16 protein-coding genes and 1 riboswitch are annotated in these 17,550 nt (G+C 63.5%); of the genes, 6 read left to right on the top strand and 10 right to left on the bottom strand.

Annotation, left to right across the window (positions count from 1 at the left end):
• Window positions 1–55: 55 nt before the first annotated feature.
• A riboswitch (cobalamin riboswitch) is annotated at window positions 56–278 on the bottom strand.
• A gap of 134 nt (window positions 279–412) precedes the next feature.
• Window positions 413–1,726, top strand: a complete 1,314-nt coding sequence (locus IFT75_RS07685; RefSeq protein WP_192054104.1) for a PQQ-dependent sugar dehydrogenase — start codon at window positions 413–415, stop codon at window positions 1,724–1,726.
• 39 nt (window positions 1,727–1,765) lie between these two features.
• Here the strand turns inward: IFT75_RS07685 and IFT75_RS07680 are convergent, their stop codons facing one another.
• From IFT75_RS07680 to IFT75_RS07660, 5 genes are all read right to left on the bottom strand, one after another.
• Entirely contained in the window at window positions 1,766–2,311 is a 546-nt protein-coding gene (locus tag IFT75_RS07680) for a C40 family peptidase (RefSeq protein ID WP_192054102.1), read from the bottom strand.
• A 108-nt stretch (window positions 2,312–2,419) separates the two neighbouring features.
• Window positions 2,420–3,055, bottom strand: a complete 636-nt coding sequence (locus tag IFT75_RS07675; RefSeq protein ID WP_192054100.1) for a C40 family peptidase — start codon at window positions 3,053–3,055, stop codon at window positions 2,420–2,422.
• A gap of 313 nt (window positions 3,056–3,368) precedes the next feature.
• Entirely contained in the window at window positions 3,369–4,073 is a 705-nt protein-coding gene (gene hda / locus IFT75_RS07670; RefSeq protein ID WP_122478914.1) for a DnaA regulatory inactivator Hda, read from the bottom strand.
• A gap of 154 nt (window positions 4,074–4,227) precedes the next feature.
• Window positions 4,228–5,301: an AI-2E family transporter gene (locus IFT75_RS07665; protein WP_122478916.1), complete on the bottom strand. Its 1,074-nt coding sequence runs from the start codon at window positions 5,299–5,301 to the stop codon at window positions 4,228–4,230.
• Between the two features lie 81 nt (window positions 5,302–5,382).
• Window positions 5,383–6,426 (bottom strand): DUF2066 domain-containing protein, encoded by a 1,044-nt coding sequence (locus IFT75_RS07660; RefSeq protein ID WP_192054098.1) that lies wholly within the window; start codon window positions 6,424–6,426, stop codon window positions 5,383–5,385.
• 245 nt (window positions 6,427–6,671) lie between these two features.
• Between IFT75_RS07660 and purM the strand changes: the two genes are divergently transcribed.
• From purM to IFT75_RS07635, 5 genes are all read left to right on the top strand, one after another.
• Complete coding sequence (gene purM / locus IFT75_RS07655; protein ID WP_122478920.1) at window positions 6,672–7,730, top strand: phosphoribosylformylglycinamidine cyclo-ligase; 1,059 nt, start codon at window positions 6,672–6,674, stop codon at window positions 7,728–7,730.
• The gene (gene purN / locus IFT75_RS07650) at window positions 7,730–8,377 is read left to right on the top strand and encodes a phosphoribosylglycinamide formyltransferase (RefSeq protein ID WP_192054096.1); all 648 of its coding nucleotides are present in this window, start codon (window positions 7,730–7,732) and stop codon (window positions 8,375–8,377) included. Before purM ends, purN begins: the two co-directional genes overlap by 1 nt.
• An 8-nt stretch (window positions 8,378–8,385) precedes the next feature.
• Window positions 8,386–9,096 carry a DUF3108 domain-containing protein gene (locus IFT75_RS07645; RefSeq protein WP_122478924.1) on the top strand — a complete coding sequence of 237 codons (711 nt, stop codon included), beginning with the start codon at window positions 8,386–8,388 and terminating at the stop codon, window positions 9,094–9,096.
• Between the two features lie 329 nt (window positions 9,097–9,425).
• Window positions 9,426–10,778, top strand: coding sequence for a dicarboxylate/amino acid:cation symporter (locus IFT75_RS07640; protein WP_192054094.1), 1,353 nt, complete (start codon window positions 9,426–9,428; stop codon window positions 10,776–10,778).
• Between the two features lie 241 nt (window positions 10,779–11,019).
• Entirely contained in the window at window positions 11,020–11,202 is a 183-nt protein-coding gene (locus IFT75_RS07635) for a hypothetical protein (protein ID WP_122478927.1), read from the top strand.
• A gap of 54 nt (window positions 11,203–11,256) precedes the next feature.
• Here the strand turns inward: IFT75_RS07635 and IFT75_RS07630 are convergent, their stop codons facing one another.
• The 5 genes from IFT75_RS07630 to cysM form a co-directional block, all read right to left on the bottom strand.
• The gene (locus tag IFT75_RS07630; protein WP_192054092.1) at window positions 11,257–11,799 is read right to left on the bottom strand and encodes a DUF2058 domain-containing protein; all 543 of its coding nucleotides are present in this window, start codon (window positions 11,797–11,799) and stop codon (window positions 11,257–11,259) included.
• 26 nt (window positions 11,800–11,825) lie between these two features.
• Window positions 11,826–12,659, bottom strand: a complete 834-nt coding sequence (mazG, locus tag IFT75_RS07625) for a nucleoside triphosphate pyrophosphohydrolase (protein WP_122478930.1) — start codon at window positions 12,657–12,659, stop codon at window positions 11,826–11,828.
• Window positions 12,660–12,696: 37 nt separating this feature from the next.
• Window positions 12,697–14,940: a GTP diphosphokinase gene (gene relA / locus IFT75_RS07620; RefSeq protein WP_122478932.1), complete on the bottom strand. Its 2,244-nt coding sequence runs from the start codon at window positions 14,938–14,940 to the stop codon at window positions 12,697–12,699.
• Between the two features lie 76 nt (window positions 14,941–15,016).
• Window positions 15,017–16,408: a 23S rRNA (uracil(1939)-C(5))-methyltransferase RlmD gene (gene rlmD, locus IFT75_RS07615; protein WP_192054090.1), complete on the bottom strand. Its 1,392-nt coding sequence runs from the start codon at window positions 16,406–16,408 to the stop codon at window positions 15,017–15,019.
• A complete protein-coding gene (gene cysM, locus IFT75_RS07610) occupies window positions 16,408–17,310 on the bottom strand; it encodes a cysteine synthase CysM (RefSeq protein ID WP_163007601.1) in 903 nt (300 codons plus the stop codon). The genes rlmD and cysM overlap by 1 nt, the downstream gene beginning before the upstream one ends.
• Window positions 17,311–17,550: the final 240 nt, after the last annotated feature.

Raw genomic sequence — 17,550 nt, 5'->3', positions numbered from 1 at the left:
TCAGGGCACGGCCCGGCGCAACGACGCCCGAGAATGAGCGCCGGCCCTGCAGCGTGCAGTAAAGGTGGACCAGGCCGGTCTCCGGGCTCACGAGCGGGGCTGTACACACCCAGGCCACACGCCTTCCCGAATCACTTCAGTGGCATCGTGTGCAGCCTTGACTCGTCTACCGTTGCGGGGGCAGCGCCGGGATGGCGCGTCGAACGCTGCGCACCGGCTTCCCTGTTTCACTCGTCTGGATCGTCCGATCGCCGAGCACCTGGAACAGCCGCGCAGGTTAGAGGGTTGAGCCAGGAGCGTCAATTGATCCGCAGCACCTGATCCCCTGCTGCCGCTGACCGGCAACGCGGTTGAACCTTGCCAACCGCCAGTGCCTCTACCTTCTGTGAACAAAACCTCAGAGAGCCCGACCATGCACAAGACCCGCCTCGCTACATTGATCCTGCTGGCTGCCGGCCTTGCCGCCTGTGGCGAAACATCGTCATTGCAGGTCAGCGACGGGACGGGCCCCTCGCCCAAGCTGCCCGAGCCCAACAAGACCCTGATCCCTACCGTCAACATCGCGCCGGCGGTGGGCTGGCCCGAAGGTAGCAAGCCAACGGCGGCGCCCGGCACCCAGGTGGCCGCTTTCGCCGCAGACCTGGACCACCCGCGCTGGCTCTACGTGCTGCCCAACGGTGACGTGCTGGTGGCGGAAACCAACTCGCCGGCCAAGCCCGACGACAGCAAGGGCATTCGCGGCTTCGTCATGGAGAAGGTGATGAGCCGGGCGGGCGCCGGCGTGCCCAGCGCCAACCGGATTTCGCTGCTGCGCGACAAGGACGGTGATGGCGTGGCCGAGACCCGTACCGTCTTCATCGCCAACCTCAATTCGCCGTTCGGCATGACCCTGGTCGGCAACGATTTCTATGTGGCGGACACCGACAAGCTGCTGCGCTTCAAATACACCGATGGCGCCACCTCGATCAGCGGCGCGGGCGAGAAAGTCGTGGACCTGCCGGGCGGCACGCTCAACCACCACTGGACCAAGAACGTCATCGCCAGCCCAGATGGCAAGAAGCTGTACGTCACCGTTGGCTCCAACAGCAACGTGGGCGAGAACGGCATGGATCAGGAACAAGGCCGCGCAGCAATCTGGGAAGTGGATGCTGCCACGGGCCAGCACCGGATTTTCGCCTCCGGCCTGCGCAACCCCAACGGCATGGCCTGGGAACCCAAGACCGGCAAGTTGTGGACGGCGGTCAACGAGCGCGACGAGATCGGCAGCGACCTGGTGCCGGATTACATCACCTCGGTCAAGGATGGCGGTTTCTACGGCTGGCCCTATAGCTATTACGGGCAGCATGTAGACGTACGCGTCGAGCCGCAGAATCCCGAACTGGTGGCCAAGGCCATCGCGCCGGACTATGCAGTCGGGCCGCATACGGCATCGCTGGGCTTGAGTTTCGCCGACGGCAGCGGATTGCCTGCCCCCTTCACCACGGGCGCACTGATCGGCCAGCATGGATCGTGGAATCGCAAGCCGCACAGCGGCTACAAGGTAGTGTTCGTGCCGTTCGTGGACGGCAAGCCGAGCGGCCAGCCCATCGACCTGCTCAGTGGTTTCCTCAATGGCGACGAGAAAGCCATGGGTCGCCCGGTTGCGGTACTGCCCGACCACAAGGGCGGTGTGCTGGTTGCCGACGATGTGGGCAACAAGATCTGGCGAGTCACTGCCGCCAAGTGATCGAGCCAAGCCGGGGCGAGATCACTCGCCCCGTTCGGGTCACGGATTGCGCGCCAGCTGGCCGGGTTGCAGTACCCGCTTGGCGTTGAGATAGGCTTTTTGCCAATAGGGCTTGTTCAGGTAATCGAGCTTGACCGTGCCGCCGCTCGACGGGGCATGCACGAAACGCCCCTCCCCTACGTAGATACCGGCGTGACTGACTTGCGAGCTACCGCTGGTGGCAAAGAACACCAGATCACCGGACTGCAGGTGCGACTGGTCGACATCCGGCGAGCGCATCACGATCATTTCCCGCGTCGAGCGCGGCAGGGCAATGCCGGCGGCATCGCGATAAACGAAGCTGATCAGGCCGCTGCAGTCGAACCCGGAGTCGGGCGTATTGCCTCCCCAGCGGTACGGCGTGCCCACCAATCCCAAGGCCCGGAACAAGACGTCGTCGGCGGCGCCGACCATGTCGTTGTTGGGGTTCATGACGATCGGGTTGATGACCTTGGGCCTGACTACCTTGGCCGGAGGCGCACTGGCGCAGCCGGTAAGCACGGCGGCCAATGCGATTGAAGCGAAAACGCGTGCCTGGGTAGACATGTACCGAACCATCCTGAGCCGACTGCCGTAATAGACTAGATTCATTACCCGAAAACACAAACGGCGCTGAGGTTTTCACCTCACCGCCGCTTTGTTGCGCTGCATCCGTTATTTGCTGGAGATCATCGTGGTGGGCGCCATGGCCAGGGCCCGCTTGGCCTCGATGAAAGTCTTGCTCCAGTAGCTGTCGCCCAGGCTGTCTACGCGAACGCCACCGCTGCGGCGGCTGCTGGAGTGGATGAACTGGTCATCGCCCAGGTAGATGCCGGCATGGCTGACACGACCACGGCCGTTGGTGCTGAAGAACAGCAGGTCACCGGGCTTGAGCTTGTTGCGGGCAACCAGTGGGGCCTTGACGTTGATCATCTCGCGAGTCGAGCGCGGCAGGTTCATACCCGCCTCTTCGCGAAACAGATAGCCGATGAAACCACTGCAATCGAAACCGGAAGCCTTGTCGGTGCCGCCGAAACGGTAGCGGGTACCGATCAGGGATTTGCCACGCTCAAGGATGCTGTCGGCCAGGATCGGCAAGCTGTAGCCCTTGCTGCCGTCGAACTGGGCCAGCTGGTCTTCGGTGGCGATTTCTTCTTCGAACAGCAGCGAGGCTTTCGAAGGGGATTGATGCGGCTGGACGGCGGTGACCGGGTCCAGAACCTGCTGCTGGGAGACCGGCGCTTGCGCCGCGCAACCGACCAGAAGGGTCAACAGTGCGATGGGCACGAGGGGTGCTAAGCGATTGAGCATGGGCACGACCGTGACGAGGAATAGTGAAAGAGAAGCGACTATACCTGTATCGCGATTATTTGCAAATTCAATCGAACGAAATGTGACTCAGGAGAATTACGGTGACATCTAACGCCCCATTTTGCAGCCCCGCTCGCACCCCGTTGCACGATAATGACGCCGAATCCCCGAATTCATTGGCCGAAAGATAATCGCAAAATGCCACCATCATGACTGGACGTCTATACAGATAAGAATGCTGCAGAGGCGGACTTAGAACCGATTGGAACACCGGTGAAACAGGTCATAGAGCGGCTGAATCGACCTGCCTTTTCTACCACCCCAGCGTTTCCTTGAGGAAAGGGATGGTCAGCTTGCGCTGCGCCTGCAGCGAGGCCTGATCGAGGCGCTCGAGCAGCTCGAACAGTGCACTCATGCTGCGCGTGCCACGGGTGAGAATGAAATGGCCGACCTCGTCGGTCAGGTGCAGGCCGCGACGCGATGCACGCAGTTGCAGGGCGCGCAGTTTGTCCTCGTCGGACAGCGGGCGCATCTGGAAGATCAGGGCGAGGGTCAGGCGCGACTTCAGGTCGGCAAGCTTCACCGGCAGTTCGCGGGGCGAGTGGGAAGCGGCGATCAGCAGCCGGCGGCCACTGTCGCGAAGGCGGTTGAACAGGTGGAACAGGGCTTCTTCCCACTCCGGCTTGCCGGCCACCACATGCAGGTCATCCAGGCATACCAGCTCGTACTGGGCCAGATCATCGAGGATGCCGACGCCACGATCGAGCAGTTCGGCCAGCGGCAGGTACACCGCCGGTTCGCCCAGTTGCTCGAAACGCAGGCAGGCTGCGTGCAGCAGATGAGTGCGCCCTACCCCGTGCTTGCCCCACAGGTAGATGAGGCTTTCGGTCCAACCGGCGTCGGCTTCGCACAGGCGCTCGACGTAGCCGAGTGCCGCGGCATTGGCGCCTGGATAGTAATTGATGAAGGTCGCGTCATCCCGCAGACGCACACCTAGGGGCAGCTGAATCGGTTTCATGCTGGCTGAACAGCCCTGGGATCGAGCTGCAACGGGCCTCAATGTGAAGTGTGCAAAGTCTATACCTGCCCGGGCAGCCGCACAATGCGCAACACTGCTTGGAAAATCAAAGGTTTACAGTTTGGCTGCAGCGAGCACGCAGGGCCCGCCGCGCTCACAGGTCTGGATCCTCGGAGCCGGCGTAGATGTTCGAGTCCTTGTACAGGTCGTGCATGTGCCGCACCAGGACCATGATCACTGCAGCCACCGGCAGCGCCAGCAGCACGCCGGTGAAACCGAACAGCTCGCCGCCGGCGAGAATGGCGAAGATCACCGCCACCGGGTGCAGACCTATGCGATCGCCCACCAGCAAAGGCGTGAGCACCATGCCCTCCAGCGCCTGGCCGATCATGAATACGGCGACGATGGCGATCATGTGGAACGGGTCCAGGCCGAACTGGAACAGGCCGGCGATGATCGCCGAACCGATGCCGATGACGAAGCCCATGTACGGCACGATGGCCGCAAGCCCGGCCACGACGCCGATCAACAGGCCCAACTGCAGGCCCACCAGCATCAATCCGGTGGCGTAGATGACACCCAGGGCCAGCATCACCAGCAGCTGGCCACGCACGAACGCGCCCAGCACCTCGTGGCACTCACCCGCGAGGCGCACGATCTGCCCTTCCCGTTGCCGTGGCAGCAGACCGCGGATCTTCGCCATCATCAGGTCCCAGTCGCGCAACAGGTAGAAGGCGACTACGGGGATCAGCACGAAATTGGCCAGCCAGGCCATGAACGCGAGACCGGACGCCGTGGCCTGGGACAGGATCACCCCGACCACATCGGTGGTCTGTCCCATATGGCTGCTGATGGCGGCCTTGATCTGGTCGAATTTCCAGAATCCTTCGGCCAGGCCCAGCCGGGTCTGCACCCATGGCAGCGCCGAATGCTGCAACCAGTCGAGCATCTGCGGGGCCATCTGGTACAGGCTGACCAACTGCTTGGCGAGCATGGGGATGAGCACCAGCAGCGCCAGCACCAACAGCAGCGTGAACAGGGCGAACACCACCACCACGCCCCAGGTGCGCGACAGCTTCCATTTCTCCAGTCGATCGACCAGCGGATCCGCGAGATAAGCCAGCAGGATACCGACCAGAAAAGGCGAGAGAATCGGATGCAGCAGGTAGAAGAACACGCAGAGCAGCAGCACTGCTCCCAGCCAGAACCAACGGCGCATATCAGTCATCGGACAGCCCAGCTATATATAGAAGAGACAAAACGGGAATTGGGTGCGACGCCAGTGCGGCGCCGCACTGGCGTCGCTGGCTTACCAGCGAAAGCTCAGGTCCGGCGCGGGCTGGGGCGCTGCCGCCGGCATGCCGGGAGCCGCCTGGGCATCGACCGGTACCGCGGGCGCCTGGTACGGCACCTCCTGCAGCTTGGCCAGGCCCAGTTGCGCGCGCAACTGCTCGGCACTGCCCGTCACGCGGTAGACGACCTTGTCGCCGTCCACCGTGCGCAGGCGCGCACCGTAGGATTCGAGCAGGCGACCCATCTGCGCGTAACGCTCCAGGTTCATGCCTTCGACCGCCAGGGTCATTTCGCTGCTGGCGCCGGGCTTGGCCACGAAACGCGTGGCCAAGCGCTGACTGACGGCCAGCAGCACGGCATCGGCAAGGGCCGCCTGGTCGGCGCCCTCGGCCTTGCCCTGTTCGCGCTGGTTGCCCAGCCACAGGCGCCAGGTGCCCGACCATTTGCCTTCCTCCTCGCGCGCATGCACAGCCAGCAGGCCATCGGCACCGTAGCGCTCGGACGCGCCACGCAGCGCCGCCGGGTCGCTGGCTTCGAGGTTCTGTGCAGTACCCACGCCCTGCTCGCCGAGGTCGGCCAGGGGCAGGCGCAATGGCAGACCGCGATGCTGTGCGGCGCGGCGCAGCGGCGCGGCGGCGGATTGGCCGTCACCGACCAGGCTGCTGCCCTCGACGCTGTCGCTCAACCACCAGCCCAGGATCGAAGGCCGATTGCTGCCCCAGGTCGGCAGACCCGCCGAGCGCAAGGCGGTGTCGGTGCTGGCCATGTCGAAATCGACCTGCAGCGACTCGGGCGGGCCTGCATCGTAGCCGTACTGGCTGATGATCTGCTGTGGATCCTTGCGCACGCTGGCCAGGCCTGGGCTGGCAAACGCCTTGGCGTCGCCGGTCAGGCGCAGCACCAGGGTTTCCAGCGCACGCTGGGTGGCCTGGGTACGCTCTTCCGGCGTCTGGCTGGCCACGGGCTCACGCACCTGATACAGGTTGCTGATGGTTTCGGCGTGCAGCGGCACGCTCGACAGGGTGATGCAGGTGGCTAGCAGGTAGTGGCGCAGACGCATGGACGTTTCCCGACGGTAATAGCGGATTGAGGCTGTGACCGTACAATCGGCAAAAAGCTCAGTGGTCAAGCTCGGCGCCCAATGTAGCATGCCCGCGCGCGCCTTGGCTGCGGGCGGGCGCAAGCCGGCAATGGCACAACCGTCGAACCGCGCTGGTGACGTTCGGACAAGCCTGATAAAATCGCGCGCCTTCGTGGATCGACGACGGTCGACTCCCCCGACTCCCTCCTTTAAAGGCCTGGATCATGAGCAATAAACCCTCCGTGAGCTACAAGGACGCCGGTGTAGACATCGACGCCGGTGAAGCATTGGTCGAACGCATCAAAGGCGTCGCCAAGCGTACCGCGCGCCCCGAGGTCATGGGCGGCCTGGGCGGTTTTGGTGCCTTGTGCGAAATCCCGGCCGGCTACAAGCAGCCCGTGCTGGTGTCGGGCACCGACGGTGTGGGCACCAAGCTGCGCCTGGCACTGAACCTCAATCGCCATGAAAGCATCGGCATCGACCTGGTTGCCATGTGCGTCAACGACCTGGTGGTGTGTGGCGCCGAGCCGCTGTTCTTCCTCGACTACTACGCCACCGGCAAGCTCAACGTCGACACCGCCGCCACCGTGGTCACCGGCATCGGCGCCGGCTGCGAACTGGCCGGTTGCTCTCTGGTAGGCGGCGAGACGGCCGAGATGCCGGGCATGTATGAAGGCGAAGACTACGACCTGGCCGGCTTCTGCGTGGGTGTGGTCGAGAAGGCCGAGATCATCGACGGCAGCAAGGTCGCCAACGGCGACGCGTTGATCGCCCTGCCGTCTTCGGGCCCTCACTCCAACGGTTATTCGCTGGTGCGCAAGATCATCGAAGTCGCCGGTGCCGACATCGAGACCGTCGAGCTCGACGGCAAGCCGTTGACCGACCTGCTGATGGCACCCACGCGCATCTACGTCAAACCCCTGCTGCAACTGATCAAGGACACCGGAGCCGTCAAGGCCATGGCCCACATCACCGGCGGCGGGCTGCTCGACAATATCCCGCGGGTCCTGCCCAAGGGTGCCCAGGCCGTGGTCGACGTCGCCAGCTGGCAGCGTCCTGCGGTGTTCGACTGGCTGCAGCAGCAGGGCAACGTCGATGAGCACGAGATGCATCGCGTGCTGAACTGCGGCGTCGGCATGGTCATCTGCGTGGCCCAGGCCGATGTCGAGAAAACCCTGGCGTCCCTGCGCGCCGCCGGCGAGCAACCTTGGGTCATCGGTGAAATCGCCCAGGCCGCTGAAGGTGCCGCACAGGTCGAACTGAAGAACCTCAAGGCTCACTGATGCCTTCGACCTGTAACGTCGTGGTGCTGCTGTCGGGCACCGGCAGCAACCTGCAGGCCTTGCTCGACAGCCTGCAGGCAGGCAACCCCGCCCGCATCGCCGCGGTGGTTTCCAACCGGGCCGATGCCCTTGGCCTGCTGCGCGCACGCGATGCAGGCATCGAGGCACGCGTACTGGAGCATCAGGGGTTCGCCGACCGCGAAGCCTTCGATGCTGCCCTGATCGACCTCGTCGACCAGTACCAACCCCACCTGGTGGTCCTCGCCGGCTTCATGCGCATCCTCAGCCCGTCTTTCGTGCGTCACTACCAGGGCCGTCTGCTCAACATCCATCCCTCCCTGCTGCCGCGTTACAAGGGTCTGCATACCCACCGTCGCGCGCTCGAGGCCGGGGACCGGGAGCATGGCTGCAGCGTGCACTTCGTCACCGAGGAACTCGATGGCGGGCCACTGGTCGTACAGGCAGTGATTCCGGTACAGTCGACCGATACGCCAGACACCCTGGCGCAACGGGTGCATGCCCAGGAACACCAGATCTACCCGCTGGCAGTGCGCTGGTTCGCCGAAGGCCGTGTGCGCCTGGGCGAACAGGGCGCACTGCTCGATGGCCAGCCGTTACCGGCTTGTGGCCATTTGATTCGACTCTAGGAGTTTATATGCGTCGCGCCCTGCTCTTCGCCGTTGCCCTGCTGGCCCTTCCGCTTCACGCCGCAGAGCTCAAGCCCTTTTCCGCCAGCTACACGGCCGACTGGAAACAGCTGCCCATGAGCGGTACTGCCGAGCGCAGCCTGAGCAAAGGCGCCAATGGCGATTGGACGCTGGCATTCAAGGCCTCGATGATGATTGCCAGCCTGAGTGAAGTCAGCACCCTGCGTGTCGACAAGGAAGCCATGCTGCCCGAGACCTACAATTTCGAACGTGGCGGGCTGGGCAAGGCCCGCAAGGTCAACCTCGACTTCGACTGGGCGGCCAAGAAGGTCACCGGTACCGACCGTGGCGACCCGATCAACCTGCCCCTCAACACCGGCGTCCTGGACAAATCCACCTATCAGCTGGCTCTGCAGCACGACGTTGCCGCAGGCAAGAAGAGCATGAGCTACCAGGTGGTCGATGGCGACGAGATCGACACCTACGACTTCCGCGTGCTGGGTACCGAGAAGGTCGAGACCAAGGCGGGCCAGGTCGACGCGATCAAGGTCGAGCGCGTGCGCGATCCCACCCAAAGCAAGCGCATCACCGTGCTCTGGTTCGCCAAGGATTGGGACTACCTGCTGGTGCGCCTGCAGCAGGTCGAGACCGACGGCAAGGAGTACAACATCATGCTGCAGGACGGCACGGTGGACGGCAAATCGGTAAAAGGCAGCTGAGTGGCTGCGTTGCGGTAACGACAAGGGCCCTGCGGGGCCCTTTTTCGTGGGCGGATATCCGCCACGGTTTCGGCGCAGGGAGGCGCACAGGGCGGATTCCCGCCACTTGTACAGCTATGTGACGACAACCATACGCCTGCCCAGGCCGCAGCCACCCGTGTTGTGCCATCAGTACGCAACTATGGCACGGCACCTGCAATACATTCCGCAGAGGTTTGCCACCGTGCAACTCGCCCACAACAAATCCCTCCAGACAGGAGGGTTCGTGCTTTAGGTGTCGCGAACACTCCGGAACGGGTGCCAGGCGATACACTTGAGGAACTTGCAAAATGACGACTCGTCAGCCGCTGTACAAATCGCTGTATTTCCAGGTGATCGTCGCGATCATCATCGGTATTCTGATCGGCCACTTCTACCCTCAGTTCGCGGTCAAGCTCAAGCCTTTCGGCGACGGCTTCATCAAGCTGATCAAGATGGTCATCGCCCCCATCATCTTCTGCACCGTGGTCAGCGGCATCGCCGGCATGCAGAGCATGAAGTCGGTCGGCAAGACCGGTGGCTACGCCCTGCTGTACTTCGAAGTCGTCTCGACCCTGGCGCTGATCATCGGCCTGGTTGTGGTCAACGTGGTCCAGCCCGGTGCCGGCATGCACGTCGACGTATCGACCCTGGACGCCAGCAAGATCGCCAGCTACGTTTCGGCAGGCGCTGACCAGAGCATCGTCGGCTTCATCCTCAACGTGATCCCGAACACCATCGTCGGCGCCTTCGCCAACGGCGATATCCTTCAGGTATTGATGTTCTCGGTGATCTTCGGTTTCGCCCTGCATCGCCTGGGTGCCTACGGCAAGCCGTTGCTGGACCTGATCGATCGCTTCGCCCACGCCATGTTCAACATCATCAACATGATCATGAAGCTGGCGCCGCTGGGTGCGTTCGGTGCCATGGCCTTCACCATCGGCGCCTACGGTGTAGGTTCGCTGGTGCAGCTGGGCCAACTGATGATCTGCTTCTACGTCACCTGCGTACTGTTCGTGCTGCTGGTGCTGGGCGCCATCTGCCGCGCTCACGGCTTCAGCGTGGTCAAGGTGATCCGTTACATCCGTGAAGAACTGCTGATCGTTCTGGGCACTTCTTCCTCGGAATCGGCACTGCCTCGCATGCTGATCAAGATGGAACGCCTGGGTGCGAAGAAGTCGGTAGTAGGCCTGGTCATTCCGACTGGCTACTCGTTCAACCTGGACGGCACCTCGATCTACCTGACCATGGCCGCCGTGTTCATCGCCCAGGCGACCGACACCACCATGGACCTGACTCACCAGATCACCCTGCTGCTGGTACTGCTGCTGTCCTCCAAGGGCGCTGCCGGTGTCACCGGTTCGGGCTTCATCGTGCTGGCCGCTACGCTGTCGGCCGTTGGCCAACTGCCGGTCGCCGGCCTGGCACTGATCCTGGGTATCGACCGCTTCATGTCCGAAGCACGCGCACTGACCAACCTGGTCGGTAACGCGGTTGCCACGCTGGTGGTTGCCAAGTGGGTAGGCGAGCTGGACGAGAAAGTCCTGCAGACCGAGCTGGCTTCCGGTGGCCGCGCCATCATCGACGGCCGTCCGGAAGACGACCTGGGCGTTGCCGAAGGCCGTGATGCCGACACCACGCCACAGAGCACTACCCTGCGCTGATCCCGTGCAGCGATAAAAAAACCCATCTTCGGATGGGTTTTTTGTTGGATGAAATTTGTTTCACAGCGCTGAACCGGCTGCGACAATCCGCCGCAGCGCACGCCCCATGGGCGTTTGCCGATTGCTGCTGTTTCGGTAAAAAACTGTTGCAGGATTCGTCTGTTTACTTAGCAAGCTACCCAACTCTATAACAAAGACCTGCACACGCCAGGTTGCAGATATTCGAGAAAGGAGCTTTCCCATGACTGTAAAAGTGACCGAACGCGACGAAGCCCATATGTCCCACGAAGGCGTGGCGGCAGGCATCCAGATCTGGGATGTCTATCAGCAGGACCTGTTGGTAGGGATGTTCCACAACGAGAACGATGCCCACAGCTACAAGAACGAACTGGAAACACTCGAAAGCCAACGCGCTTCGAATTGACCGTTCGCCGCGCAAGAAAAACCCCGCTCAGGCGGGGTTTGTCGTTTCAGGCCATTACCACATCAGGTCGTCCGGAATCTTGTAGGCGGCGTATGGATCTTCTGCCGACTCGACTTCTTCGGTGGCCACATTGAGCATGACGATGCGCTGCGGCGCGCGCCCCTGGACCTTGAGCGCGGCCTCGCGCGGAATCACCTCATAGCCTCCGCCATGCTGCACGATCGCCAGCGAACCGTTGCTCAGCTTGCTGCGCATGAGGTTGTTGACCGACAGGCGCTTGACCTTCTTGTCGTCGACGAAGTTGTAGTAGTCCTCGGTGGTGAGCTTGGGTAGCCGAGTCGCCTCGATCAACTGCTTGACCTGCGCGGCGCGGGCCTTCTCCTCGACCTTGTCCTGCTGCTGGCGATTGAGCTCCTGGTCGCGGCGCGCCTTCTCGGCCATGGCTTGCTGGGCAATACGCTGCTGCGTGTCGTCCACCTCGACCTGGCCCTTGTTTTCCAGACGCTTCTGCTTCTGCTTGTCCTTGCTGACTTGCTTGACCTGCTTCTGGTTGACCAGTCCAGCTTTCAACAATTGGTCGCGGAGGGAAAGGCTCATGGTGTTCTGCTCACTTATAAAACGGCTCAGCCACAGCTGGGCAGATTCTGTTCCTGACGTTTGGCCTCGCCCCACAGGGCGTCCATGTCTTCCAGGGTGCAATCTTGGATGTTGGTATGGGTGTCGCGCAATGCCTGCTCGATGAAGCGGAATCGCCTGTCGAACTTGACGTTGGCACCGCGCAGGGCATTTTCCGGGTCGACCTTGAGGTGGCGGGCCAGATTGACCACGCTGAACAACAGGTCGCCGATTTCTTCGGCCACCGCTGGCGCATCGTCGGCGGCCATGGCCTCCAGCACCTCGTCGAGTTCTTCCCGGACCTTGTCGAGCACCGGCAGCGGTCCCGGCCAGTCAAAACCGACAACCGCGGCACGCTTCTGCAACTTGGCAGCACGCGACAAGGCCGGCAGCGCTGCGGGCACGTCGTCGAGCAGCGACAGCTGCTCGCCCGCCCCGCCCTTCTCGGCACGCTCCTGGGCTTTGATTTCTTCCCAGCGCTGCTTGACCTGTTGCTCGTCTAGCTGCGGCGTGTCCAGGGCCGCGTAGAGCTCGCCGGTGGGGAACACGTGGGGGTGGCGGCGAATCAGCTTGCGGGTGATGCCATCGACCACGCCATCGAACTCGAAACGGCCTTCCTCGCGCGCCAGCTGGCTGTAATAGACCACTTGGAACAGCAGGTCGCCAAGCTCGCCCTGGAGGTGCTCGAAGTCCTCGCGTTCGATGGCGTCGGCCACCTCATAGGCTTCTTCCAGGGTAAACGGCACGATGCTGGCGTAGGTTTGCTTCACATCCCACGGGCAACCGTGCTGCGGATCACGCAGCCGGGCCATGAGGTTGAGCAGGTCTTGCAGTGTGTACATGCTCGGGCTCTTTGCAAAGGTGTCGGGATCCGCCGGTTCACGGCGTCCGGTTACGGCGTGTCTCGATGATGTTGGGCAACTGCGAGATGCGTCCGAGCAGGCGTCCGAGGGCGTCGAGGCCGGGGATCTCGATGGTCAGCGACATCAAGGCGGTGTTGTCTTCCTTGTTCGAGCGGGTATTGACCGCCAACACGTTGATCCGCTCGTTGAGCAGGATCTGCGAAACGTCGCGCAGCAGGCCCGAACGGTCGTAGGCACGGATGATGATATCGACCGGATAGGTCAGCACCGGCACCGGGCCCCAGCTGACCTGAATGATCCGCTCCGGCTCGCGCCCGCCCAGTTGCAGCACCGATGCGCAGTCCTGGCGGTGGATGCTCACGCCGCGGCCCTGGGTGATGTAGCCGACGATGGCATCGCCCGGCAGCGGCTGGCAGCAGCCGGCCATCTGCGTCATCAGGTTGCCGACGCCCTGGATCTGGATATCGCCGCGCTTGCCTGGCTTGTAACCGGTGGCCTTGCGGGTGACCAGCTCCATCGGTTCGTTGCCGCGCTCGGGTTCGACCAGTTGCTGCGCCGAATTGACCAGATGCGCCAGGCGCAGGTCGCCCGCGCCGAGGGCGGCGAACATGTCCTCGGCGCCCTTGTGGTTGGCCTTTTCGGCCAACTGGTCGAAGTCGACCTGAGGCAGGCCCAGGCGACTGAGCTCGCGCTCGAGCAGCGACTTGCCGGCGGCGACGTTCTGGTCGCGGGCCTGCAACTTGAACCAGTGGACGATCTTCGCCCGTGCGCGGGACGTGGTGACGTAGCCAAGGTTGGAGTTGAGCCAGTCACGGCTGGGCGTGCCGTGCTTGCTAGTGATGATCTCGACCTGCTCGCCGGTGTTCAGGCTGTAGTTGAGCGGGACGATGCGGCCGTTGATCTTGGCGCCGCGGCAGTTGTGACCGATCTCGGTGTGCACGCGGTAGGCGAAGTCCAGGGGCGTAGCGCCCTTGGGCAGGTCGATGGCGTGGCCGTCGGGGGTGAACACATAGACCCGGTCGGGTTCGATGTCGACCCGCAACTGGTCGGCGAGGCCACCGATGTCGCCCAGCTCCTCGTGCCATTCCAGCACCTGGCGCAGCCAGGAGATCTTTTCTTCGTATTGATTGGACCCGGACTTGACGTCGGTGCCCTTGTAGCGCCAGTGCGCGCAAACACCCAGCTCCGCCTCTTCGTGCATGGCGTGGGTGCGAATCTGCACTTCAAGCACCTTGCCCTCGGGACCGATCACCGCAGTGTGCAGCGACCGGTAGCCGTTCTCCTTGGGGTTGGCGATGTAGTCGTCGAACTCCTTGGGGATGTGCCGCCAGAGGGTGTGCACGATGCCCAGCGCGGTATAGCAATCGCGCATTTCCGGAACCAGCACGCGAACCGCGCGCACGTCGTAGATCTGGCTGAACTCCAGGCCCTTGCGCTGCATCTTGCGCCAGATGGAATAGATGTGTTTTGCCCGCCCGCTGATGTCGGCCTTGACCCCGGTGTCGAGCAGTTCGTTGTGCAGCTGGCTCATCACCTCGGTGATGAAACGCTCGCGATCCAGGCGGCGTTCGTGCAGCAGCTTGGCAATCTGTTTGTATTGGTCGGGCTCCAGGTAGCGGAACGACAGGTCCTCGAGTTCCCATTTGATGTGGCCGATGCCCAGTCGATGCGCCAGCGGTGCATAGATGTCGAACACCTCGCGGGCCACGCGGTTGCGCTTTTCGTCGTCGGCGCTCTTCACCGCGCGGATCGCGCAGGTACGCTCGGCCAGCTTGATCAGCGCCACGCGGACATCGTCGACCATGGCCACGAGCATCTTGCGCAGGTTCTCGACCTGTACCTGCGAGCCCAGCACCATGGACTGGCGCGGGCTGAGGCTGGCGCTGATGGCCGCCATGCGCAGCACGCCGTCGATGAGCTTGGACACGGTGCTGCCGAAGCGCCGGCCGACCTCTTCCAGGCTCGCCTTGCCCTCGCGGACCGCGCGGTAGATGACCGCGGCCATGAGTGAATCCTGGTCGAGCTTGAGGTCGGCGAGAATCTCGGCGATCTCCAGCCCCGCCTGGAAACACGACGTGCCGTCGGCCCAGGAATGCTGGGCCGGGTTGCCGACCAGTTCGGCGGCCTGGGCGAACTCGCAGGCCTGTTTCAGGGCCTCGCGATCCAGCACCAGATCCACGCTGACGATATGATCCAGCCATGCATCGAGATTGATACTGCCGTCGGTGTTGATCGGCTGGCGTGCTCTCACCTGTACCATCTTGCTTACCTTTCCCTACAACACGCCGAAGCGCATCAACAGTCGCTGGCTATGACCAATGCTGGGCCGGCAATGATCAGGCGTTTCGCGCGCCAGTCGGATTGGACGGGCCATCCTGGCCCGCTTCGAATAACGCCATGGCCTCGACATGCGCAGTTTGCGGAAACATGTCGAGGATCCCGGCTCGTTTTAGCCTGTAGCCTTGCCTCAACAATTCGACCGTATCGCGGGCCAAAGTTGCCGGGTTACAGGAGACATACACCAGACGTTGCGCACCCAGTGCGCGGATCGTGCGCACCACCTCGAAAGCACCGTCGCGAGGTGGATCCAAGAGTACCGCAGAAAAACCTTCGCCCACCCACTCGGCGGCGTCCAGAGGCTGCGACAGGTCGCTCTGGTAAAAACCAGTGTTATGCAAATTGTTGCCAGCGGCATTGTCGGCAGCACGCTGCACCATGGCCGCCACGCCTTCGACCGCCACCACTTCGCGCGCGCGCTGGGCCAGGGGCAAGGCGAAGTTGCCGAGCCCGCAGAACAGATCCAGGACTCGCTCGTGGGGTTCGGGTGCCAGCCAGTCCAGCGCCTGGGCGATCATGGCATCGTTGACGGCCGCGTTGACCTGGACGAAGTCACCGGGTCGGTACGCCAGCTCGAGCCCCCAGGGGGCCAGGGCGAACCCCAGCGTTGCGCCTGCGACCAGCGGTGCCGGCTCGCCTTCGCCGTGCAGCCACAACTGCAGGCCCAGGTCCGTGCAGAAGGCTTGCAGCGCCGCCAGGTCAGTATCGGCCAGCGCGGCGGTATGACGAAGCAGCAAGGCCAGTGCGGTACCCGCGTACAACTCGACGTGGCCCAGCGACTGGGGTTTGACGAAGCTGCGCAGCAGCTGTGGCAACTGCTCGATGACCGGCTGCAACGCCGGCACCAGCACCTGGCACTGGCTGATGTCGACGATGTCCTGGCTGGCTGCAGCGCGAAAGCCCACGGCCAGATGACGCGTCTTGGGATCCCAGCGCACTGCCAGCCGGGCGCGTCGGCGATAGCCCAGCTCGGGCCCGCTCAACGGTGCTGCCCATTGCTCGGGCGCGACTCCGGCCACGCGCGACAACTGCTCGGCCAGCAGACCTTGCTTGAGCGCCAACTGCCGGTCGTGCGGCAGGTGCTGGAGGCTGCAGCCACCGCAGGTGCCGAAATGCGGACACGGCGCCGGGCGGCGCAGCTCGCTGGCCACGAGCACGCGCTCGCAGCGCGCTTCGACGATCTTGCCGTGGGCATTGAGCACCCGCGCCTCGACCTGCTCGCCGGCCAGGGCGCCACTGACGAACCACGTCCGGCCTTCGAAGAAAGCAATGCCGCGGCCGTCGTTGGCCAGGCGCTCGATCGGCAGGCGCTGTTTCTTGCCGGTCGGTACCTGTGGCGCACGGGTGCCGCCTGTCGGCTGGAAGCGCAGGCCCGGTTTGGTTCTGGCCATCAGTTGGGCGCGTCGAAGATGCCGCTGGACAGGTAGCGGTCGCCGCGGTCGCAGATGATCGCGACGATGACCGCATTGCTCACTTCGCGCGACAGGCGCAGCATGCCTGCCACCGCGCCGCCGGACGACACGCCGCAGAAGATGCCTTCTTCGCGGGCCAGCCGACGGGTGGTTTCTTCGGCTTCGTGCTGGGCCATGTCGATGATCCGATCGACCCGATCGGCCTCGTAGATGCGCGGCAGGTATTCTTCCGGCCAACGGCGGATGCCGGGAATGGCAGCCCCCTCCATGGGTTGCAGGCCAACGATCTGCACCGCGGGGTTCTGCTCCTTGAGAAAACGAGAGGTGCCCATGATGGTGCCGGTGGTGCCCATGGAACTGACGAAATGGGTAATGGTACCGGCCGTCTGCTGCCAGATCTCGGGGCCGGTGCTGCGATAGTGCGCCTCGGGGTTGTCGCCATTGGCGAACTGGTCGAGGACCTTGCCGCGCCCTTCGCGCTGCATGCGCTCGGCCAGGTCGCGCGCGCCTTCCATGCCCTGCTCGCGGGTGACCAGGATCAGCTCGGCGCCATAGGCGGTCATGGCCGCCTTGCGCTCGGCTGTCGAGTTGTCGGGCATGATCAGGATCATCTTGTAGCCCTTGATCGCCGCCGCCATGGCCAGGGCGATACCGGTATTGCCGGAGGTCGCTTCGATCAGGGTGTCGCCGGGCTGGATCTGCCCGCGGCTTTCGGCGCGGCTGATCATCGACAGCGCCGGGCGGTCCTTCACGGAACCGGCCGGGTTGTTGCCTTCCAGCTTGAGCAGCAAGGTGTTGCTGGTCTCGCCGGCCAGGCGCTGCAGGCGCACCAGCGGCGTGTTGCCGACGCAGTCGGCGATGGTTAGGTACTGCGGGGTCATGGCGTATTCGCAATCCAGACTGCGGGGGTGGCCTATCATACCGGCAAACGGCGCCTACCCATATCACGCAAAGTGCGCACCTTATAGCGCGAAAGCATAAGCAACCGGTGCGGCACCTTCACACGCGCAAGTCCAATGCCCTTCCATCACCTTTGGTCGTTCAGGTTCAGCCCCTGGCGACCTTGCACATGCCATTGGCCCAACGCCGCGGCGCGCGCGACTGGCGCATCGGCACGCCCC

The organism is Pseudomonas sp. CFBP 8758 (assembly GCF_014841725.1).
Lineage (GTDB): Bacteria > Pseudomonadota > Gammaproteobacteria > Pseudomonadales > Pseudomonadaceae > Aquipseudomonas > Aquipseudomonas baltica.
Note: the sequence above shows the minus strand (reverse complement) of the source record. Positions and strands in the feature narration are given on the sequence as shown.